General features: G+C 73.7%; 21 protein-coding genes. 13 read left to right on the top strand and 8 right to left on the bottom strand.

Annotated features, from left to right (window positions below):
* Positions 1–70: 70 nt before the first annotated feature.
* Together OO60_RS24300 and OO60_RS24295 are read right to left on the bottom strand one after the other, a co-directional pair.
* Positions 71–835, bottom strand: a complete 765-nt coding sequence (locus tag OO60_RS24300; RefSeq protein ID WP_033262165.1) for a lysophospholipid acyltransferase family protein — start codon at positions 833–835, stop codon at positions 71–73.
* Between the two features lie 77 nt (positions 836–912).
* Positions 913–1,317: a nitroreductase family deazaflavin-dependent oxidoreductase gene (locus tag OO60_RS24295; protein WP_003067022.1), complete on the bottom strand. Its 405-nt coding sequence runs from the start codon at positions 1,315–1,317 to the stop codon at positions 913–915.
* Positions 1,318–1,533: 216 nt separating this feature from the next.
* Here OO60_RS24295 and OO60_RS24290 point away from each other — a divergent pair, with 216 nt between their 5' ends.
* From OO60_RS24290 to OO60_RS24265, 6 genes are all read left to right on the top strand, one after another.
* Positions 1,534–2,574, top strand: coding sequence for a LacI family DNA-binding transcriptional regulator (locus OO60_RS24290; RefSeq protein WP_003067021.1), 1,041 nt, complete (start codon positions 1,534–1,536; stop codon positions 2,572–2,574).
* An 82-nt stretch (positions 2,575–2,656) separates the two neighbouring features.
* The gene (locus OO60_RS24285; RefSeq protein ID WP_033262120.1) at positions 2,657–3,790 is read left to right on the top strand and encodes a DUF993 family protein; all 1,134 of its coding nucleotides are present in this window, start codon (positions 2,657–2,659) and stop codon (positions 3,788–3,790) included.
* Positions 3,790–4,602 carry a sugar phosphate isomerase/epimerase family protein gene (locus tag OO60_RS24280; protein WP_004560822.1) on the top strand — a complete coding sequence of 271 codons (813 nt, stop codon included), beginning with the start codon at positions 3,790–3,792 and terminating at the stop codon, positions 4,600–4,602. The genes OO60_RS24285 and OO60_RS24280 overlap by 1 nt, the downstream gene beginning before the upstream one ends.
* Before the next feature lie 53 nt (positions 4,603–4,655).
* On the top strand, positions 4,656–5,318 hold the full coding sequence (locus OO60_RS24275; RefSeq protein WP_004560820.1) for an IclR family transcriptional regulator: 663 nt from the start codon (positions 4,656–4,658) through the stop codon (positions 5,316–5,318).
* 47 nt (positions 5,319–5,365) lie between these two features.
* Entirely contained in the window at positions 5,366–6,076 is a 711-nt protein-coding gene (locus tag OO60_RS24270) for a response regulator transcription factor (protein ID WP_033262119.1), read from the top strand.
* 2 nt (positions 6,077–6,078) lie between these two features.
* Positions 6,079–7,371 (top strand): sensor histidine kinase, encoded by a 1,293-nt coding sequence (locus OO60_RS24265; RefSeq protein ID WP_033262118.1) that lies wholly within the window; start codon positions 6,079–6,081, stop codon positions 7,369–7,371.
* Positions 7,372–7,436: 65 nt separating this feature from the next.
* Here OO60_RS24265 and OO60_RS24260 read toward each other — a convergent pair whose 3' ends face one another.
* On the bottom strand, positions 7,437–8,258 hold the full coding sequence (locus OO60_RS24260) for an SCO6745 family protein (protein WP_003078724.1): 822 nt from the start codon (positions 8,256–8,258) through the stop codon (positions 7,437–7,439).
* Between the two features lie 218 nt (positions 8,259–8,476).
* Here OO60_RS24260 and OO60_RS24255 point away from each other — a divergent pair, with 218 nt between their 5' ends.
* The 4 genes from OO60_RS24255 to OO60_RS24240 all read left to right on the top strand — a co-directional run bounded on the left by OO60_RS24255 (position 8,477) and on the right by OO60_RS24240 (position 13,032).
* The gene (locus tag OO60_RS24255) at positions 8,477–9,868 is read left to right on the top strand and encodes an amino acid permease (protein ID WP_003078726.1); all 1,392 of its coding nucleotides are present in this window, start codon (positions 8,477–8,479) and stop codon (positions 9,866–9,868) included.
* Positions 9,865–10,608: a carbon-nitrogen hydrolase family protein gene (locus OO60_RS24250; protein WP_003078728.1), complete on the top strand. Its 744-nt coding sequence runs from the start codon at positions 9,865–9,867 to the stop codon at positions 10,606–10,608. Before OO60_RS24255 ends, OO60_RS24250 begins: the two co-directional genes overlap by 4 nt.
* Positions 10,605–12,296 (top strand): flavin monoamine oxidase family protein, encoded by a 1,692-nt coding sequence (locus OO60_RS24245; protein ID WP_003078732.1) that lies wholly within the window; start codon positions 10,605–10,607, stop codon positions 12,294–12,296. The genes OO60_RS24250 and OO60_RS24245 overlap by 4 nt, the downstream gene beginning before the upstream one ends.
* A gap of 91 nt (positions 12,297–12,387) precedes the next feature.
* Positions 12,388–13,032 carry a TetR/AcrR family transcriptional regulator gene (locus tag OO60_RS24240; protein WP_003078733.1) on the top strand — a complete coding sequence of 215 codons (645 nt, stop codon included), beginning with the start codon at positions 12,388–12,390 and terminating at the stop codon, positions 13,030–13,032.
* A gap of 108 nt (positions 13,033–13,140) precedes the next feature.
* On the opposite strand, the gene OO60_RS24235 is transcribed toward OO60_RS24240, so the two are convergent.
* A complete protein-coding gene (locus tag OO60_RS24235; RefSeq protein WP_003078737.1) occupies positions 13,141–13,872 on the bottom strand; it encodes a TetR/AcrR family transcriptional regulator in 732 nt (243 codons plus the stop codon).
* A 67-nt stretch (positions 13,873–13,939) separates the two neighbouring features.
* Here OO60_RS24235 and OO60_RS24230 point away from each other — a divergent pair, with 67 nt between their 5' ends.
* Complete coding sequence (locus OO60_RS24230; RefSeq protein WP_033262117.1) at positions 13,940–14,809, top strand: alpha/beta fold hydrolase; 870 nt, start codon at positions 13,940–13,942, stop codon at positions 14,807–14,809.
* Positions 14,810–14,883: 74 nt separating this feature from the next.
* A complete protein-coding gene (locus tag OO60_RS24225) occupies positions 14,884–15,282 on the top strand; it encodes a hypothetical protein (RefSeq protein WP_003078745.1) in 399 nt (132 codons plus the stop codon).
* Positions 15,283–15,382: 100 nt separating this feature from the next.
* On the opposite strand, the gene OO60_RS24220 is transcribed toward OO60_RS24225, so the two are convergent.
* Complete coding sequence (locus OO60_RS24220; RefSeq protein WP_033262116.1) at positions 15,383–16,606, bottom strand: PucR family transcriptional regulator; 1,224 nt, start codon at positions 16,604–16,606, stop codon at positions 15,383–15,385.
* Positions 16,607–16,717: 111 nt separating this feature from the next.
* Between OO60_RS24220 and OO60_RS24215 the strand changes: the two genes are divergently transcribed.
* Complete coding sequence (locus OO60_RS24215; RefSeq protein ID WP_004558493.1) at positions 16,718–17,563, top strand: SGNH/GDSL hydrolase family protein; 846 nt, start codon at positions 16,718–16,720, stop codon at positions 17,561–17,563.
* On the opposite strand, the gene OO60_RS24210 is transcribed toward OO60_RS24215, so the two are convergent.
* The 3 genes from OO60_RS24210 to OO60_RS24200 are packed head-to-tail and all read right to left on the bottom strand — an operon-like array spanning position 17,553 to position 20,241.
* On the bottom strand, positions 17,553–18,071 hold the full coding sequence (locus OO60_RS24210) for a pyridoxamine 5'-phosphate oxidase family protein (protein ID WP_033262115.1): 519 nt from the start codon (positions 18,069–18,071) through the stop codon (positions 17,553–17,555). The genes OO60_RS24215 and OO60_RS24210 overlap by 11 nt on opposite strands.
* The gene (locus OO60_RS24205) at positions 18,068–19,057 is read right to left on the bottom strand and encodes an LLM class F420-dependent oxidoreductase (protein ID WP_033262114.1); all 990 of its coding nucleotides are present in this window, start codon (positions 19,055–19,057) and stop codon (positions 18,068–18,070) included. Before OO60_RS24205 ends, OO60_RS24210 begins: the two co-directional genes overlap by 4 nt.
* Positions 19,054–20,241: an acetyl-CoA acetyltransferase gene (locus OO60_RS24200; protein WP_004559236.1), complete on the bottom strand. Its 1,188-nt coding sequence runs from the start codon at positions 20,239–20,241 to the stop codon at positions 19,054–19,056. The genes OO60_RS24205 and OO60_RS24200 overlap by 4 nt, the downstream gene beginning before the upstream one ends.
* Between the last annotated feature and the right edge of the window lie 2 nt (positions 20,242–20,243).

The raw sequence follows: 20,243 nt of genomic DNA, 5'->3' as shown, positions 1-20,243 counted from the left end.
CCTTGTGCGGCGAGCAGGCCGCGCAGGGCCTCGACCTCCTCCGCCGCGGCCGGGAGCAGGTCCAGCAGGTTCAGGCCGCGGCCGGCCGCTCCTCGCCGCGGATCGATTCGAGCAGGGCGGTGATCGCCGCCATGATCCGCGCCGTCGCCTCCTCCAGCACCGCGCGGGTCAGCTCGCGGCCGGCGAGGTCCGAAAGGTCGACCGGCGGCCCCGCGACCAGGTCGACCGTCTTGCGCGGCAGCACCCGCGGGACCTTCGCCGTCGACGGCAGCAGGCGGTGGGTGCCCCAGTTGGCCACCGGGATCACCGGGGCCCCGGTTTCCAGCGCGGCGCGCACGATGCCCGTCTTGCCGCGCATCGGCCAGCCGTCCGGATCGTCGGAAAACGTGCCTTCCGGGAAGATCGCGACGCATTCGCCCGCCCGCACCGACGTCACGAGGTCGCGGTAGGCCTCGGCGGCCGTCGCGGCGCCGCGGTACACCGGGATGTGCCGTCCCGAGCGCATCACGCGGCCGACCACCGGCAGCTTCCACAGCGACGCCTTGGCCAGGTAGCGCGGCACGCGCCCGGCGGCGAGGCAGAACGCCGTCAGCGTCGTCGGATCGGCGAACGACAGGTGGTTCGACGCCACCAGCACGCCGCCGGTCTTCGGGATGTGGTGCGACCCGCGCACCCGGAACCGGGTCGTCTGGACGAGGAACTGCCAGACCACCTCGATGGCGAAGCTGTACCAGGCGCCCCGGCCGGCGCGGGCGAAGCGCCGGCCGTAGGCGATCATCTGGCGTCGGGTGAGCAGCTCACCTTCGGTGTCCAGGGCGGTCCAGCGGTCGGTCATGAGTGTCATTCGTAGCCCACGACCCGCCGGATCGGCTCCTGCCCGCGCCGAACGCGGCGTAGATCACAGCAGGAATTTCAGAGCCGTTCCAGCACGACGACGGGGATCTCACGATCCGTCTTCTTGGCGTACTCGTTGTAGTCCGGCCAGACGGCAGCGAGCTTCTCCCACAGCCTCGCGCGCTCCTCGCCGGAAGCCGTGCGGGCGCGGGCCTTGAACTTGTCCGCCTTGACCTGCACGCCGACCTCGGGGTGCTCGACGAGGTTGAAGTACCAGCCGGGGTGGTTCGGCGCGCCGCCCTTGGACGCCACGATCACCGGGTTCCCGTCGACTTCCTGGTAGATCAGGGCGAACTTGCGCTCCTGCCCGGTCTTGCGGCCCTTCGTGGTCAGCACCAGCGTCGGCACGCCGTCCTTCCATTCGTGGCCGACTTCGCCGTCGGTTTCCTCGTAGCGGCGGACGTGTTCGTCACCGAACAGCATGCGTGGTTCCTTTCGTGGACGAGAGCAGTGGCGGGCTCACCACTTGAAGGTTTTCCTTGTTTGCAACACACACGCCCCGGCCGATCTTCCCGCGGCATTCACTCGTTCGGGGGAGGTCCCCCGAGCAGCGGCTTCTCGGGACGCACCCTCCTCCCAGTAGATTGCACCGACCGAGCACACCGAGACACTCGAGACCGACTCTTGGAGGAGCCAGCCATGAAGGCCCGGCCGCACGTGACACTGGAAGACGTGGCACGCAGCGCGAACGTCTCGCTCGCGACGGCGTCGCGGGTGCTCAACGGCACCGCGTCCGTCCGCGCCGACCTGCGGGAGCGGGTTTCCGCCGCCGCGGCCGAACTGGCCTACGCCCCCAACGCGCACGCCCAGGCGCTCGCCGGCGGCACCCACCGCACGGTCGGGGTGATCTGCCACGACGTCAGCGACCCGTACTTCGCCGCGATCGCGGGCGGGGTGATGCGGGTGGCGACCGACAACGGGCTGCTCGTGATGCTCGCCGGCACCTTCCGCGACCCGGACCGCGAAGTCGCCTACGTCTCGACGCTGCGCGCGCAGCGGGCCGCGGCCATCCTGCTGATCGGCTCGGCCTTCGAAGACCGGGCGTGGGAACGCGCGATGGCCGCCGAACTCGAGCCCTACCGCCGCGGCGGCGGGCAGGTCGCCGCGGTCAGCCGCCACCGCGGGCTCAAGATCGACACCGTGCAGCCGGACAACAAGGGCGGCGCCGCCGCGCTGGCGAAGGAACTGGTCGGTCTCGGCCACAAGCGGTTCGCCGTGCTGGCCGGGCCGCGGCGGCTGAGCACCGTGATCGACCGGCTGGCCGGGTTCTCCGGCGAGCTCGCCGCGCACGGCATCGAGCTGCGCGAGGACGACGTCGTCGAGGCCGCGTTCAGCCGCGACGGCGGGTACGAGGCGACCAAGCGGCTGCTCGCCGGCCGCAAGCGCAAGCTGCCGACCTGCTTGTTCGCCGTCACCGACGTGATGGCGATCGGCGCGCTGACGGCGTTGCGCGAAGAAGGGCTGTCGGTGCCCGGCGACATCTCGGTGGCCGGCTTCGACGACATCCCGGTGGTCCGCGACCTGGCCCCGGCGCTGACCACGGTCCGGCTGCCGCTGGAGGAACTCGGCGAACGCGCGATGGACCTGGCGATCAAGGGGGCCGCGGGTGCCCGGCCGCGGACGGTCCGGCTGTCCGGCGAGGTCGTCCTGCGCGAGAGCACCGCGCGCCCCAAACGCTGACCCGGCCAGGGCCTTGTCGAGCTGCGGGACAGGCCCTACCGTGGGTTGAGAAAGCGCTTTCTGACCCTCTCGGAGGTCCTCGATGCTGGTGCTCCCGGTCCCCGGCGGCGGGCTGCAGAACTGGTCGCCGTCCGGCCCGCCGCTCCCCGCGCCGGACGGGACACCGTCGTCGACGCGGATCGCCTACGCCGCCGCGCACGTCGTCGCGGACGCGCTGGCCGACGAGCCGTACTCCGTCGACTGGGACACCACGCTGGCCTTCCGCGAGCACCTCTGGGCGTGCGGGCTCGGCGTCGCGGAGGCGATGGACACCGCGCAGCGCGGGATGGGCCTGGACTGGGCCACGACGCGGCAGCTGGTCACGCGCACCGGCGCGGCCGCGGCCGGGCGGCGCTGGTGCGCCGGGGTCGGCACCGACCAGCTGCCGCCGGGCCCGGCCACCGTGGCGTCCATTGTGGACGCCTGGCGCGAGCAGCTGGACCTGGTCGCCGGCGCGGGCGCGATCCCGGTCGTGATGGCCAGCCGCGCGCTGGCCGCCGCCGCGAAGGGGCCGGACGACTACCACGCGGCCTACGGGAAGCTGCTGTCCGAGGCGGGCGGGCCGGTCCTGCTGCACTGGCTGGGCGAGCAGTTCGACCCGGCGCTGGCCGGTTACTGGGGCCACGACGACGTCCGCGCCGCCGCCCGCGAACTGGCGGCGCTGTGCGCCGGGCACGCCGGCACGATCGCCGGGGTGAAGGTCTCGGTGCTGGACGCCGAGGTCGAGGTCGGGTTCCGGCGGGCGCTGCCGGCCGGTGTCGCCTGCTACACCGGTGACGATTTCAACTACCCCGAACTCATCGCCGGGGACGCCGAAGGCCACAGCGAGGCACTGCTCGGCGTCTTCGACCCGATCGCCCCGGTCGCCGCGGCCGCTCTGGCGCGGCTGGACGACGGCGACGAAGCCGGGTTCCGCGCCCGGCTCGGCCCGACCGTGGCGCTGGCCCGCGAGATCTTCCGCGCGCCGACCCGGCACTACAAGACCGGCGTCGTGTTCCTCGCCTACCTCAACGGCCACCAGGACCACTTCCGGATGCTCGCCGGGCAGGAGTCCGCCCGCACGATCACCCACCTCGCCACGCTGCTGCGGCTGGCCGACGAGGCCGGCGTGCTGGCCGACCCGGACGTGGCGCAGGCGCGGATGCGGCCGCTGCTGCAGGCCGCGGGAGTCGCGTGATGGATCCCCGGCTGAGCCTCAACCAGATCACCACGAAGTCCTGGTCGCTGCCGGAGGCGGTGGCCGGCTGCGCCGCCGCGGGCGTCGGCTGGATCGGGCTGTGGCGCGACAAGGTCGCCGAAACCGGCGTCGGCGCCGCCGCCCGCCTGCTCAAGGCGCACGGCGTGCGGGTGTCGTCGTTGTGCCGCGGCGGGTTCTTCACCGGCGTGACGCCGGAAGGGTCCCCTGTGGACGGAGTCACGCAGACCCGTGAGGCGATCGACGAAGCCGCCGCGCTCGGGGCCGGCGTGCTCGTGCTGGTCGTCGGCGGGGTCGCCGGCAACGACCTGCCCGCGTCCCGGCAGCGGGTCGCGGACGCCGTCGGCGAGCTGGCGCCGTACGCCGGGGAGCGCGGGGTCCGGCTCGGCCTGGAGCCGCTGCACCCGATGCAGTGCGCGGACCGGTCGGTGCTGTCCACTGTGGACCAGGCGCTGGCGATCGCGGCCGAGCACCCGGCCGAGCAGGTCGGCGTGGTCGTGGACGAGTTCCACGTCTGGTGGGACCCGCGGATCGAGGCGTCGATCGCCGCGGCCGCCGGGCGCATCGCCGGGTTCCACGTCTGTGACGTCCTGGTGCCGCTGCCCGACCCGCTGCTGGGCCGCGCGCTGCCCGGCGACGGCCCGATCGACCACCGGCGGCTGCGCGCGGCCGTCGAAGCCGCGGGCTACACCGGGCCGATCGAGGTCGAGGTGTTCAACGCCGGGCTGTGGGCCCGCCCGGGGGCGGAGGTGCTCGCCGAGACCGTTGCGGCATTCGAGCGATACGTGGCCTGACCCGGTCCGCCTGGCGGTATTCTGGGTCCACCAGGCGGACGGGGAGTCGCTCGATGAAGCCGGAAGACGACGGAACGGTCCGGAGCGTGCTGCGCGCGTTCGACCTGCTCGCCCTCTTCACCGAACACCGGCGGACCTGGGCGGTCAAGGACCTCACCGCGGCCAGCGGGCTGGCGAAGACGACCGTGCTGCGCCTGGTCGCCACCTGCGAACAGCGCGGCCTGCTCTGGACCCGGCCGGACGGGCGGATCACCGTCGGGCCCGGGATGCTGCGGTGGGCGCAGCTGGCGAACACGGCGTGGCAGCTGCCCGAGCCGGTCCGCCAGGTGCTGCGGGACCTGGCCCGCGAGTGCCGGGAGACGGTGAACCTCTACGTGCGCAGCACGTCGGTGCTGGTCTGCGTGGCCCAGCAGGAGGGCCCGCTGGCCATCCGGCACGTCGGGCGGGTCGGGGACGAGCTGCCGCTCGGCTCCGGGGCCGCCGGGCGGGTCCTCGACGGCACCGAGGGGGCCGCGGTCAGCCACGGCGAGCCCGAGGCCGGCGCGTCCAGCGTCGCCGCGCCGGTGCTCGACGGCGACGGGCGGGTGCTGGCGGCACTGGCGGTCACCGGCCCGAGCAGCCGGTTCGGCCCCGGCGAAGCCGCCGCGTTCACCGACGCCGTCACCGCCGCCGCGCTGCGGATATCGCAGATCGGCCTCGGGACGCGGGCGGAATAGGCCACAAGTGGCCGGAACCCGGCGGGTCGTTGGTTAGGCTGCCCGGCATGCCGAACCTGCTGGTGGTGGAAGACGACGCGGCGATCGGCAGCGTGCTCGAATCGACCCTGCGGCTGCACGGTCACCAGGTGTGCTGGCGCCGCGACGGGCGGACCGCCCTGCAGGCCGCCGACGCCGGGGACTTCGACCTCGTGCTGCTCGACCTCGGCCTGCCCGACCTCGACGGCGTCGAGGTCTGCCGTCGGCTGCGGGCCGCGCTGCCCGCCGCGGTGCTGGTGATCCTCACCGCGCGGCAGGAGGAGATGGACGTCGTCGTCGGCCTCGACGCCGGCGCGGACGACTACCTCACCAAGCCGATCCGGCTGGGCGAGCTGCTGGCCAGGGTGCGGGCGCACCTGCGGCGCGGCGCGCCCGCCGGGGCCCGGCCGCCGGTGACCGTCGGCGGGCTGACCGTCGACATCGCCGGCCGCCGCGCCACCCTGGGCGGGCGCGAGGTGGTGCTGCGCGCCAAGGAGTTCGACCTGCTGGCGCGGCTGGCCGAGCAGCCGGGGGTCGCCGTCAGCCGGGAGACGCTGATGTCCGAGGTCTGGGACGCGCACTGGTACGGCTCGACGAAGACCCTGGACGTGCACATCGCGGCGGTGCGCCGCAAGCTGGCCGCGGCCGCCGGGCCCGACGACGAGGTGCCGCGGATCGCCACCCTGCGCGGGCACGGCTACCGGCTGGAGGACCCGGCCCGGACCGCCGCCGAAGGGTAGCCGTGCGCCGCCGGATCATCTCGCTGACGGTGCTGGCCGCCCTGGTCGCGACCGCGCTCTTCGCGCTGCCGCTGGGCATCGCGGTGATGCAGTACTACCGCGACGACACGAAGGCGGAGCTGGAGCGCGCGGCCGACATCGTCGCGCTCGCCGTGTCGCACGAGCTGAACGCGGGCCTGGCGCCGGTGCTGCCGCGCCCCGATGACGACGACGCCCAGGTCGGGGTCTACACCGCCGGCGGGCAGCGCCTGGCCGGCTACGGGCCCGCCGTCGCCGGCACGGCCGAGCGGCTCGCCGCGAGCGCCACCGTGGACGTGGCCGTCGAGCAGGAGGGCGAGGAGGTCGTGCTGGCGGTCCCGGTGCTGAGCGGCTCGCGGGTGACCGGCGTGATCCGCGCCGCCCGGCCGATGTCGGAACTGCGGCTGCGGGTCCTGCTGACCTGGCTCGGGATGGCCGGGCTCGCGATCGCGGCGATCGGGGTCAGCTGGCTGCTGGCCCGCCGGTTCACCACGCGGCTCGTCCGGCCGCTGGAGGAGCTCGCCGCGGCGGCCGGGCGGCTCGGCGACGGCGACTTCACCGCCCGGTCGCCGCGCGCGGGCATCCCCGAGATCGACCAGGTCGGCGAGACGCTGGACGCCACCGCGGCCCGGATCGGCGAGACCCTCGAGCGCGAGCGCGCGTTCTCCGCGGAGGCGTCGCACCAGCTGCGCACGCCGCTGACCGGGCTGCGCCTGCAGCTGGAGGCCGCGCTGGAGACCCCGGCCGCGGACCCGTACGCGGCGATCCGCGCCGGCATCGCTTCCGCCGACCGGCTGGAACGCACCATCGAGGACCTGCTGGCACTGGGCCGGGAACGCCGGGCCCCGCGCGCCGAGCTGGCCCTCGGGGCCCTCCTGGAAGAGGTCCGCCAGGCCGGCGAAGCGCTGCTCCAGCCGCAGGGACGCGCCTTGCGGATCGTCCGCGAGGACCCGCCACCGGCGCACGTGGCGGCCGCGGCGGTCCGTCAGGTCCTCGGCGTCCTGCTGGACAACGCGGTGACGCACGGCCGCGGCACGGTCACGGTGGTGGCCCGCGACGCGGGCGACGCGCTCGCCATCGACGTCGCGGACGAAGGCTCCGACCTGGGTGAAACGGACCCGTTCGCGACGGTGCCGACCGGCCACGGCATCGGCCTGCGCCTGGCCCGCGGCCTCGCCGAAGCCGAAGGCGGCCGCCTCCGCCTCAGCCGCCCGTGCCCGCCGACGTTCACCCTCCTCCTCCCGGCCGCCGAACCCACCGTGGCCGACCCCGCCTGAGTGGTCTGCCGCAGCTGGTCGTGAGTGGTAAGGCGGGTTCTAACCCGCCTTACCACTCACGACCGCTACATCGGGAAGGTGGCCCGGAAGAGCTTGGAGATCGGGTCGAGGTCGGTGATGAGGTTGTCCAGTTCGGTGGGGGTCAGGGCGTTGTAGGGGGCTTCGGCGAGGCGGTCGGTCAGGGCTTCGACGCGTTCCTTGGTGGCGTGGCCGTCGGGGGTGAGCCAGCCGTCGGGGCCGATGAGGCCGCGGTTGCGCATGCCGTCGATGACCGCTTCCAGCTGCGCGGCGGGCAGGTGCCAGACCCGGCCGAAGTCCTTCGCGGGGAGGTCGATGGACAGGGAGTGGAGCACGTGGGCTTCGGTCCCGCCGATGCCTTCGGCCACCAGGGCGACGGTGTGGCCGTCGCCGCGGTGCTCGCGCAGCAGGGTCGCCGCGTGCCAGAGCCGGGCCACCGGCTCCTCCGGGACCGGGATCGTGCGCAGGGCGGCGAAGAGGGGACGTCCCTCGACCGGTGCGCTGGTCGCCGCCTTGAGCAGCAGGTCGGCGGCGCGGGTGACGGCGGGGTCGTCGGCCAGGTCGCCGAGGATCCGCCGCATCCCGGCCACGCACCCCCGCTCGCGGGCGGCGAGGGCCGCCTCCGGCGTGGTCAGCTCCCAGACCTTCGGCAGGTGCCGGGCGACTTCGCCGGGGGCGAAGTTGTAGAAGATCGCGTGGACGACCTCCGCCGGCACCCCGCGCCCGAGCGGCGCGGCCCGGCCTGCGAAGTAGGCGTCCCACACGTTGCGCAGGCCCAGCGCCAGCAGGGCCTCGTCCGACTCGTCGGCGAAGTAGGGCACCAGGCCGATCGGCTCGACCAGGTCGTACATGCGGCGGGCGACGGGCATCTTCTTCCCCCTGCGGGTCCGGCGGCGCCCTCGTGGCGGCCGCTCACCCCCTCCACGAACGGCCCACCCACGATCCGACATCGTCCGCCCGGGAAATTTGCGGCTCGGAACGAATCGCCATGATCTGCGCATACTGTGCAATGAATCACCTGTGATTCATCTGTACGCGCAATGTTCTCCTGTTTTGTGCTCCGAAGACGACCGTTACCGTCGTCGGCATGACTTTGCGAGCCGCGACGCTGCGGCGGAAACCGGTCGCCGACCTCGTCGCCGAAGGTGATCATGGCACGTTGAAGCGGTCGCTCGGCCTCGGGCAGCTCACCATGCTCAGCATCGGGGCCACGCTGGGCAGCGGCATCTTCGTCGTGCTGGGCGAGGCCGTCCCGGTGGCCGGACCGGCCGTGGTGCTCTCGTTCGTGCTCGCCGGCATCACCGCGTTGTTCTCGGCGCTGTCCTACGCCGAGCTCGCCGGGATGATCCCGCTGTCCGGTTCGTCCTACTCCTACGCCTACGCCACGCTCGGCGAGCTGGTCGCCTGGGTCTGCGGGTGGTGCCTGGTGCTCGAATACGGCGTCTCGGTCGCCTCCGTCGCGGTCGGCTGGGGCCAGTACCTCAACGAACTGCTGCGGCTGGCCTTCGGCTTCGCCATCCCGGACGCGCTGAGCCAGCCGCCCGGCTCGGGCGGGGTGGTCAACGTGCCCGCGATCCTCGTCGTCGTCCTCGCGATGCTCCTGCTGCTCTCCGGGGCCAAGGAAAGCGCGCGGGCCAACGCGGTCATGGTCGCGGTCAAGATCGGCACGCTGGTGCTGTTCTGCGCGATCGCCTTCAGCGCGGTGCAGGCGAAGAACTTCACGCCGTTCCTGCCGCTCGGGCTGGCCGGGCTGAGCGCGGGCGGGGCCAAGCTGTTCTTCTCCTACATCGGCTTCGACGCCGCCTCGACCGCCGGCGAGGAGGCGAAGAACCCGCAGCGCGACCTGCCGCGGGCGATCCTGCTCTCCCTGGGCATCGTGACCGTGCTGTACTGCCTGGTCGCCGTGGCCGCCGTCGGCGCGCTGCCGTGGCAGCAGTTCGACGGCCAGGAGGCCGCGCTCTCGCACGTGCTCGACGTCGTCTCGGACAACCCGTTCTGGGCCGGGCTGCTGGCCGTCGGCGCGATCGTGGCGATCTCCAGCGTCGTGCTGACCGTCCTGTACGGACAGACCAGGATCCTGTTCGCGATGTCCCGCGACGGACTGGTCCCGCCCGCGCTGTCCAAAGTGGACGCGAAGTCCGGCTCGCCGCGGATCAACACCCTGGTCGTCTCGGCCTTCGTCGCGGCGCTGGCCGCCTTCATCCCGCTCGGGAAGCTGGCCGACGCGACCAGCATCGGCACGCTCTTCGCCTTCGGCCTGGTCAACGTCGCGGTCCTGCTGCTGCGCCGCCGCCAGCCGGACGCCCCGCGGTCGTTCCGCGTCCCGTTCGCGCCGGTCACGCCGATCCTGGGCGTGCTGTGCTGCGGGTACATGATGCTCAGCCTCGACGGCGCCACCTGGGTCGTCTTCGGCGGCTGGATGGCGCTGGGCCTGCTGATCTACTTCGGCTACGGGATCCGGCGGTCGAGGCTCGCGTGAGGGTCGCCATCCACCAGGGCCCGCTCGACGCCCTGCCCGCAGTCGACGCCGACCTCGTCGTCACCGCGGAGATGATCACGACGGGCTACCACATCGGCGCGCGCACGCACGAACTCGCCGAGCCCGCCGACGGCCCCACCGCGGCCCGGATGTCCGCGCTGGCCCGGCGGACCGGCACCGCGCTGGCCTACGGCTACCCGGAAACCGACGGCGAGCACGTCTACAACAGCGTCCAGCTCGTCGACCGCACCGGACGGCGGCTCGCCAACTACCGCAAGACCCATCTCTTCGGCGACCTCGACAAAGCCTGGTTCACCCCCGGCCACGAAGCCGTGGTGCAGGCCGACCTCGGCGGGCTCCGCGTCGGGCTGCTCATCTGCTACGACGTCGAGTTCCCGGAGCTGGTCCGCGCGCACGCGCTCGCCGGCACCGAGCTGCTGGTCGTGCCGACCGCGCTGATGAGCCCCTACGAAATCGTTGCGGACACGCTCGTGCCCGCGCGCGCCTACGAAAGCCAGCTGTTCGTCGCCTACGCGAACCGCTGCGACACCGAGCAGGAGCTGACCTACTGCGGACGCTCCTGCGTCGTGGCCCCGACCGGCGAGGTGCTCGCCCGCGCCGGCGCCGGGCCCGAAGTGATCACCGCCGACGTCACGAGGGACGCACTGGCCGCGTCCCGCGTGGAGAACACCCACCTGGCCGACCGACGGCCCGAACTGTACCGAGGAACCACCGCATGACCTCCGCCGTCCCGACCGCGATCCACCACGACGACCCGGCGGGCCGCCCGATCACGATGTTCGGCCCGGACTTCCCGTTCGCCTACGACGACTACCTCGCCCACCCCGCCGGCCTCGGCACGCTGCCCGCCGAGCGGCACGGCACCGAGGTCGCGGTGATCGGCGGCGGCCTCTCCGGCATCGTCACCGCGTACGAGCTGATGAAACTGGGCCTGCGGCCGGTGGTGTACGAGATCGCCGAGATCGGCGGGCGGCTGCGGACCGTGCGGTTCCCCGGCTGCCCGGACGACCTCGTCGCCGAAATGGGCGCGATGCGCTTCCCGCCCGCGTCGACCGCGCTGTTCCACTACATCGACAAGGCCGGGCTGGAGACCACGCCGTTCCCGAACCCGCTGGCCCCGGGGACGCCGAGCACCGTCGTGGACCTCAAGGGGCAGAGCCACTACGCGCGCACGCCCGAGGACCTGCCCGCCGTGTTCCGCGAGGTCGCCGCGGCCTGGGACCGGACACTGGCCGAACACGCCTCCTTCGCCGAGATGCAGACGGCGATCCGCGACCGCGACGCGAAGACGATCAAGCGGCTGTGGAACGACCTGGTCCCGAAGCTGGACAACCAGACGTTCTACGGCTTCCTCTGCGACTCCCCCGCGTTCGCCTCGTTCCGCCACCGCGAGATCTTCGGCCAGGTCGGCTTCGGCACCGGTGGCTGGGACACCGATTTCCCGAACTCCATCCTCGAGATCCTGCGCGTGGTCTACACCGGAGCCGACGACGAGCACCGCAGCATCGCCGGCGGCAGCAGGCAGCTCCCGCTGCGGCTGTGGGAGCACGCCCCGGAAGACATCGCTTTCTGGCCGGCGGGCACGAGCCTGAGCACGCTGCACGGCGGCCGCCCGCAGCCCGGCGTCGCGCGGCTGCACCGCACGGCACCCGGCAACATCACCGTGACGGACACCGAAGGCCACATCCGCACGTACCCGGCCGCGGTGTTCACCGCGCAGAGCTGGATGCTGCTGTCGAACATCGAATGTGACGAGGCGCTGTTCCCGATCGACCACTGGACGGCGATCGAGCGCACGCACTACATGGCGTCGTCCAAGGTGTTCGTGCCGGTCGACCGGCCGTTCTGGCTGGACCGCGATCCGGAGACCGGCCGGGACGCGATGAGCATGACGCTCACCGACCGGATGCCGCGCGGCACGTACCTGCTCGGCGACGACCCGGCCGCCCCCGCGGTGATCTGCCTGTCCTACACGTGGGCCGACGACTCGCTGAAGTGGCTGCCGCTGCCGGTGGGCGAGCGCGTCGAGGTGATGCTGCAGTCGCTGCGCGAGATCTACCCCGGTGTCGACGTCCGGCGGCACATCATCGGCGACCCGGTGACCGTGTCGTGGGAGGCGGAACCGCACTTCATGGGCGCGTTCAAGGCGAACCTGCCCGGCCACTACCGCTACCAGCAGCGGCTGTTCACGCACTTCGTGCAGGACGAGCTGCCGCCGCGGTACCGGGGCCTGTTCCTGGCCGGCGACGACATCTCGTGGACGGCGGGCTGGGCCGAGGGCGCGGTGCAGACGGCGCTCAACGCCGTGTGGGGCGTGCTGCACCACTTCGGCGGAACCACCGATCCGGCGAACCCGGGCCCCGGAGACGGCTTCGCGGACCTCGCCCCGATCACGCTGCCGGACTGACCGTGCCCCGATCGTGGGATGCCGGGCGGCGCGCATCCGACATCGTGCTGACTGCCCTGCCCGGCGCAACCGCCCGTGCGACGATGGGGCCATGAACACCGAGCCGGCGCCGAGATGGCGAAGACTGGAACCGGACGAACGGAAGGAACAGATCTACGCTTGTGCGGCGCGGCTGTTCGGTGAACGCCCCTATTCCGCAGTGTCCACTTCGGACATCGCCGCGGCGGCCGGCGTCGCGCGGGGACTGATCAACCACTACTTCGGCACGAAACGCGAGCTGTACCTGGAAATCATCCGCCGCGCGCTGACCGTGCCGCGGCTGGCCGTCGAGATCCTCCCCGACGGGCCGCTGGAGCTGCGGGCCGACGTCGCCATCGAGTGGTTCCTCGACATGGTCACCAGCCAGGAGCGGATGTGGCTGGCCGCGATCGCACCCGAGGGCATCGGCCGCGACCTCGAGGTGGAGCGCATCCTCGAGGAGGCCGACCGCGAGTCCGCCGACCGCGTGCTGGAGGCGGTCGGGCTGTCGCGGGAGAGCGAACACGGGCCGGAGCTCAACGCGCTCGTGCGCGCGTTCGGCGGGATGGTGAAGTCGGCAGGCCGGGAGTGGCTCGTGCGCCGGTCACTGACCCGCGCCCAGGTGCACCTGCTGCTGTCGAAGTCGCTCGTGACCCTGGTCGGCGAAATCTTCCCGGCCATCCAGGCCGAACCGCCGGGCCCCGGCGGCCCCGCGTAGACCGAAGCCCCCGGCGCCACGAGGGGGAGGAGGGCGCCAGGGGCTCCGGGTCAGTGGGCGAACCACCGACGCACGCCCACGGTACGCCCCGGCACTGTCAAGTCGCTGTCAACCGGCACTGTCCGGATCGTGCAGTTCGGCCAGCCGGTGGGCGAGCCCGTCGAGGCACCGCCGGACGGCGTAGTCGTAGAGCTGCGCGTAATAGCCCGACGCGAGGTCGGGGTCACCCATCAGGTCGTGCATCGCCGCGCCCAGCTCGGCCATCCCGGGCAGGTCGGCCCGCTCGCGGTAGGTCGCGTACTCCTCGGTGTTGTCGATCCGCAGGGCGAGCGCGCCGTCGCGGTCGTCCTCCATCGCGACGAACTGGCAGGCGGTCATCAGCAGCAGGTTGTAGGCCAGCACGCTCTCGCGGCCGAACCCGGCCGCCAGCAGCACGCCGATGCCCGCGTCGATGGACCGCGTGGCCGCCTCGACGGACGGGCCGAACAGCGCCAGCCGGCGCGCGCAGCCCGGGTAGCTGCGCAGCACCGCGCGCAGGTTGGCCAGCAGCGCGGTGAACCACTCCTGCCACGGCAGCCGCTCGTCCGGCAGCTCGAGCAGCCCGACCACCCGGTCGACGACGGCGTTCACCACCGCGTCCCGGTCGCCGACGTGGTGGTAGATCACCGCCGGGTAGGCCTCCACGGCGCGGGCGAGCTCCCGCAGTGTCCAGTTGTCGAGGCCGCGCTGGCCGGTCAGGTCGGTGGCGGCGCTGACGATGCGGTCGGCGGTGAGCGCCGGCAGTCCCGCCGCGGCCCGCGACCGGGGGCGCTGGCCCGTGCCCGAGGATGAGGTCGGCATGGGGCGTAACGGTAACCGCACCGCCCGGGCCGGTGCCAGCTCCGCACGGGTACGGCAGGATCGGGGGATGGCACGCGCACAGGCCAACGGTCTCGAGCTCGAATACGACACCTTCGGCGATCCGGCGGACCCGCCCCTGGTCCTGGTGATGGGCCTCGGCGCCCAGATGATCACCTGGGAGGACGATTTCTGCGCGCTGCTCGCCGGCCGCGGGCACTTCGTCGTGCGCTACGACAACCGGGACGTCGGGCTCTCGACGTGGCTGGACCACCTGCCGCCGCCGGACCTGGCCGCGCTGGCCGCCGGAGACCTGTCGAGCGCGCCGTACACGCTGTCGGACATGGCCGCCGACGCCGTCGGGCTGTTCGACGCGCTCGGCATCGGCCGCGCCCACGTCGTGGGGGCGTCGATGGGCGGGATGATCGTCCAGCAGCTGGCCATCGACCACCCGGACCGGCTGCGGTCGGTCACGTCGATCATGTCGACCACCGGCGACCCCGCGGTCGGGCAGGCCGAGCCGTGGGCGCTGGCGCTGCTGACCCGGCCGCCGGCGTCGACGCGCGAGCAGGCGCTGGCCGACAGCGTCGAGGGCTACCGGAAGCTCGGCTCCCCCGGCTACCCGGACGACGAGGCGTTCCTGCTGGCCAAGGCGCAACTGCACTACGACCGCGCGCGCCACCCGGTGGGCACGCTGCGCCACGCGGCGGCGGTGGTGGCGTCCGGGGACCGCACGTCCCGTCTCCGGGACGTGCGGCTGCCGGCGCTGGTCGTCCACGGCGATGCCGACCCGCTGATCGACGTCAGCGGCGGCAAGGCGACGGCGGAGGCCATCCCGGGCGCGGAGCTGGTGGTGATCCCGGGGATGGGCCACAACCTGCCGCGCGCGGTCTGGCCGGCGATCGCGGACGCGATCGGGGGCGTGGTCAACAGGGCGTAAAGATCCCGGGGTCACGGCGTAGGGAACGTGTCCTGGCTCACGTCGTCGCCCGCCCCCGGGACTGGACTGGGGGCATGACAGACGGCTTCGGGTTCCCCTTCGGCTGCGCGGCCGCGGTCGCGGCGGTGATCGTCGCGGACCTCGCCGGCGCGACGGCCCATCCCTGGTACGCACTGGTCCCGTTGGGCGCGGTGGTCCTGGCGGCCGCCCACCGCAGTCCCCTCACCCCGGCAACGGGCGTGGCGGTGGTCGCCTGGGCCCTGCACACGGGCTTCGTCCTCCACCGCTTCGGCGAGCTCCGCTTCGACCACGCGTCCGCCCTCGCCGCGGCAGTCCTGGCCACCGCCCTCCTCACCGGCACCCTGACCCGCACCGCCGTGTCGTCCATCCAGGTACGCGAGTCGTCCGCCCAGGTACGCAAGTCGTCCGGCCGGGTACGCAAGTCGTCCGGCCGGGTGCTCCGGGTTCCGTAGCCAGTGGGTCGGCTCGCGTACCCGGAGGGTCGGTTCGCGTGCTCGAACGGACGACACGCGTACCCCGGTGGACGACACGCGTACCTGGGTGGACGACACGTCAGGGGTGGGTGGCGCGGCGGGCGGCGGTGGCTGCGGTGAGGCGGGCGAGGCCGGTGGGGTGGAGCGGATCGATGCCGGTCAGGTCGCGGACGCGCCGGAGGCGGTAGTCGACCGTGTTGGGGTGGACGTGCAGGCGGGCGGCCGCGCGGCGGCGGTTCGTGTCCAGGGCCAGGTACGTCTCCAGCGTCTCGACGAGCTCCGGGTGGGCGTCCAGCGGCTCGAGCGCCGCCGCGAGGCGGTCGCGGGCCGCGCCCGGGCGGGTCAGCTGGTACTCGACCAGGACGTCGTCGAGGTGGTACAGCCCCGGCGGCCGGCCGAACCACCGCAGCACGTCCAGCACCTCGCCGGTCTGCGCGGCCACCTCCCGGACCTCCGCGGGCGCCGCCGTTTCCGCCGCCGCGAGCACCGTCACGCCCGCCGCGCGCCCGGCCGCGTCCAGCACCGCGGGCCAGTCCGAGCGCCGGCCGGCCAGCGGCAGCAGGACCAGGCCGCCCGGTCCGTCCAGGGACGCGAGCACGCCGTCGCCGCAGGCGTGCTCGAACGCGGCGAGGAACCGGCGGAGCTTGCGGCGGACGGCGATCTCGGCGTCCACCTCCGGTGACTCCTCGTCGGCGTGCGGCCCCAGCTCGACGCTCAGCACGAGGTACCGCGCCGGCAGCGTGATCCCGGCGCTGCGGGCGACGACGTCGACCGGGCCGCCGTCGACGAGCACCGACAGCAGCGTCCGGCGCGCGGTGTGCTCCTGCCCGACCTTCGTGCGCAGCTCCTCCAGGTACCCGCGGGTGACCGCGCCGGTGACGGTGCCGACGAACGCCAGCACCCGGTCCGCGACATCGAGCAGATCGGCGACGTCCGCGCTCCCCGACGAAGCCGAGCCGACGGCGAAGATCTCCCGCGCGCCGACGTGGTACGCGGTCAGCACGGCCTCCAGCGGGAAGCCCTCCTCCGCCCGGCGGACCGCGGACGCGCCGACCTCCCGCAGCTCGGCCGCGTTGAGCTCGCGGTCCTCCCGCAGGCTCCGCGCGAACGCCCGCACCGCCTGCCGGGTGATCCCCGCGATGTCGCCGGTCAGCTCCTCCACCGGCAGCCGCCGGTAGTCCGAGACCTCCTCCTGGATGCGGCGGAGCACCCGGGCGATCAGCTCGGGCTCCTCCCGGGTGAGCCGCTCGTGCACGCGCTGGCCACCGAGCGTCAGATCCCCGCCGCATTTGTGCTCCGTCACAACCGATCCCCCCGTTCTCTGCCCGGATTCCCAGTCAACCCGGCCCCGCGCCGTGCCGATGGTGTCACGGAGACCAGCCATCGGCACAACGTCAAGGAGGACGGCGTGCGAGTGAGGACGACGGCGTTCATCGCGATCATGGTCACCGCGCTGGCGGGCGCGACGGCAGTCCCGGCGGCGGCGGGCACCGCCGGCGAGTACGTGGCACTGGGGGATTCGGCGGCGGCCGGGCCGCTGATCCCGCCCCCGGACCTCTCCTCCCCCGGCTGCCTCCGGTCCCTGCACGACTACCCGCACGTCGCCGCGCAGCAGGCGGGCGTGCCGCTCAAGGACGTCACCTGCTCCGGCGCGACGACGGCGGACATGACCGCGCCGCAGCAGACGCCGTCCGGCGCGGTGCCGCCGCAGCTGGACGCGCTGAGCGACCGGACCCGCACGGTCACCGTGACGATCGGCGGCAACGACATCGGCCTGGTCGGCGCGGCGACGAGCTGCATCAACCTGCTGCCCGGCATCAACCCCGACTGCGTCGACCGGTACACCGCGGGCGGCCACGACCAGCTGGCCGAGAAGATCGCCGCGTTCGAACCGGTGTGGGGCGCGCTCCTGGACGCCATCCACGCGAAGGCGCCGGACGCCGCCGTCTTCGTCGCCGGGTACGGCAGCTACCTGCCGCACAACGGGTGCTGGCCGATCGCGCCGCTGACCCCGCGCGACGCGAACTACATCCAGGGCAGCGTCGACAGGACCAACGCCGCCCTGGCCCGCCAGGCCGCCGCGCACAACGCGCACTACGTCGATGTCCGGACGGCCTCGGTCGGGCACGACGTCTGCAAGCCGCCCGGCGTGAAGTGGTTCGAGAGCCTGATCCCGACGTCGGTCGCCGCGCCGCTGCACCCGAACGCCGACGGCATGTCCGCGATCGGCGGCCTGGTGGCCGCGGCGATCAGCCGGTGAAGTCCCAGCGGGTGACGCCGTGGGGCTCCTCCGTGGCGACGGCGATGGCCCGGTGCAGGTTGAGCCGGTACAGGTGCCACGGCGGCGGCCCGGCGCTCGTGGCCATGAACGGGGCGGTGAACCCTTCGTCCTGCACGGTCGCCGGCCAGCCGCCCTCGCCGTAGACGGCGGCCACCCGCTCGAGGGTGGCCGCCTCGGTGGTCCGGTGGGCCTCGCCTTCCAGGGTGAGGTCGACGCCGCGCAGCCGCACCGACACGGTGCACGCCGGGTTGGCCGCCAGGTTGCGGGCCCGGCGCGTGCCCGGCCCGCTCACGAAGTACAGCGTTTCGTCCACCCAGATGGCGCCGACGCCGGCGGAGTGCGGCCGCCCGTCGGGGCGCACGGTGCCGACGAAGAACGTCAGGTCTTCCTTCGGGGTCTGGGTGGCGAGGAGGTCGCGTGCCCTGCTCCAGGGCAGCGCCGCGGCGCCGGTCTGGTCGAGGTTGTGGGTGGCGGTTGGTTCGGTCATACCCCATTGTCGAACAGGACGGCCGCGGATCGACACTCCGAGAGAGTCTTCCTCCCACCGGGGTCCGCGTCGCTCGTGGCCGGCACGATCGCCAGCTCGTCGACGCCGGCGGCGGCGTAGGCCCCGATCTTCGCGCCGATCCCGGCGCGCGATCCCAGCAGGCCGACGGCGGCGATGGCCTCGGCCGGGACCGCGGCCAGGAGTTCACGCGGGTGCGGCCGGCTGCGCGCGAAGTCGACGAGGTCGCCGAAGCCCTCGGCGCGGAACATGTCGGCGTAGCCGGGCGCGGCGAGGTAGCCGACCACGCCCCGGCGGAGCTGTTCGAGCTCGGCCGGTCCCGGATCGGCCGCGGCGACCACCCAGGCGGCCACCGGCGGCGGGGTGGTGCCGGCGCGGTCGGCCGCGGCGCGCAGCCCGCGCACCAGCGACGCCGCGGCCGCCGGGCTGACCAGGTTGACGACCATCCGGTCGGCGTGCCGCGCCGCGACGTCGAGCGCCCGCGGCCCGAACGCGGCGATCGTCAGCGGGGACTTCGGCGCGGGCAGCCGCAGGCGGTAGCCCCGCGAGCCGACGACCTGACCGTCCACATCGGACTTCTCGCCGGTCAGCAGCTGCCGGACCGCCACCGCGGACTCCGCCAGCGCCGTGGCGGAACGGTCCCGCGACCGGCCGTGCCAGCCGCGCACGACGACGTCACTGGACGTCCCCAGCGCGACGCCGGTTTCGCGCCCGGTCAGCGCGGCCACCGACGCGACCCCCATCGCGATCGTCGCCGGGTCCCGCACGGTCACCGCCAGTGGCCCGAACGTCAGGGAGATCCGCGAGGTGGCCGCGCCGATCGCGGTGCCGAGCGCGAAGGCGTCCCACGTCGCCATCTCGCCGATCCAGAGCTCCGGGTAGCCGGCGGCGTCGGCGGCGCGGGCGGTGTCCAGCGCCTCCGACGGCGGCCGGTCCTGCCAGAGCCCCAGCGACACCGAAAGCCTCATGCGGCGACCACCATCGTGACGACCGTGGTGAACGAGCCGCCGACGTTCAGCGTCAACGCCGTCCGCGCGCCCTCGACCTGCGTTTCGCCCGCCGTGCCGGTCACCTGCCGGGCGGCGTCGCGCAGCATCCGGACGCCGGTCGCGCCGACCGGGTGGCCGAGGCCGAGCAGGCCGCCACCCGGGTTGATGCCGGCCGTGCCGAGCCCGCCCTCGGCGATGAACCGGCCACCCTCGCCGGGCGGGGCCGCGCCGAGGTGCTCCAGCGCGACCAGGCCGGTGATGGTGAAGCAGTCGTGCAGCTCGACGACGTCGAGCGCGCCGGGGCCGGGCACGCCCGCTCGCCGGTAGGCGTCGGTGACGGCGCCGCGCAGGTGCGGGAACAGGTACTCGCCATCGGGAGCGATCTTGGGCGCGAGGCCGATGTGCGCGGTGCGGTGCCCGAAGCCCGCGATGCGCGGGAACCCGCCGCCGAGCCGTCCGGCGAACGCGGGCGAGGCCAGCAGGACCGCCGCGGCGCCGTCGGTGATCCGGCCGCAGTCCTGCTTGCGCAGGCGGCCCTCGATGACGGGGTTGAGCTCGTCGTCGGGACCGAACGCGCCCGCCGGGAACCGCCAGTCGCGGGCCTGGGCCAGTGGGTTCAGCGCCGCCCGGTCGAACGCGTGCGAAGCGACCTGCCCGAGGTGCTCCGGGTCGAGGCCGTACCGCCGGTCGTAGGCGGACGCGACGTCGGCGAACAGCGCGGGCCACGGGAACTTCGCGGCGACGGCCTCGTGCCCGGCCCAGGCGGCGGACCCGAGGTGCTCGGCGGCGCGCTGCCCGTCGACGTTGCGCATCAGCTCGACGCCGACGACCAGCGCCACGTCGTAGCGGCCCGCTTCGATGTCCGCGCAGGCGGCGAGGACGGCGGTGCTGCCGGACGCGCACGCGGCTTCGTGCCGGGTCGACGGCAGGCCGTCCAGCTCCGGGACCGCCGCCACCAGCAGCCCGCCGAGCTGGGCCTGGCCGGTGAACAGCTCGGCGGCGAGGTTGCCGACGTGCGCGACTTCGACGTCTTCGGCCGAGACACCGGCGTCCGCGAGGGCCGCGGGCACCACTTCCGCGAACAGCTCGAGGAGCCCGCGCCCTTCCTTCGTGAAGTTGCGCGCGAAGTCGGTCTGCGCCCCGCCGAGCACGAACACCGTCATGA

Origin of the sequence: Amycolatopsis vancoresmycina, from assembly GCF_000716785.1 — a bacterium.
GTDB classification, from domain to species: Bacteria; Actinomycetota; Actinomycetes; order Mycobacteriales; family Pseudonocardiaceae; genus Amycolatopsis; species Amycolatopsis vancoresmycina.
The sequence above is the reverse complement of the archived record's forward strand: the minus strand, read 5'-3'. Positions and strand labels throughout refer to the sequence as shown.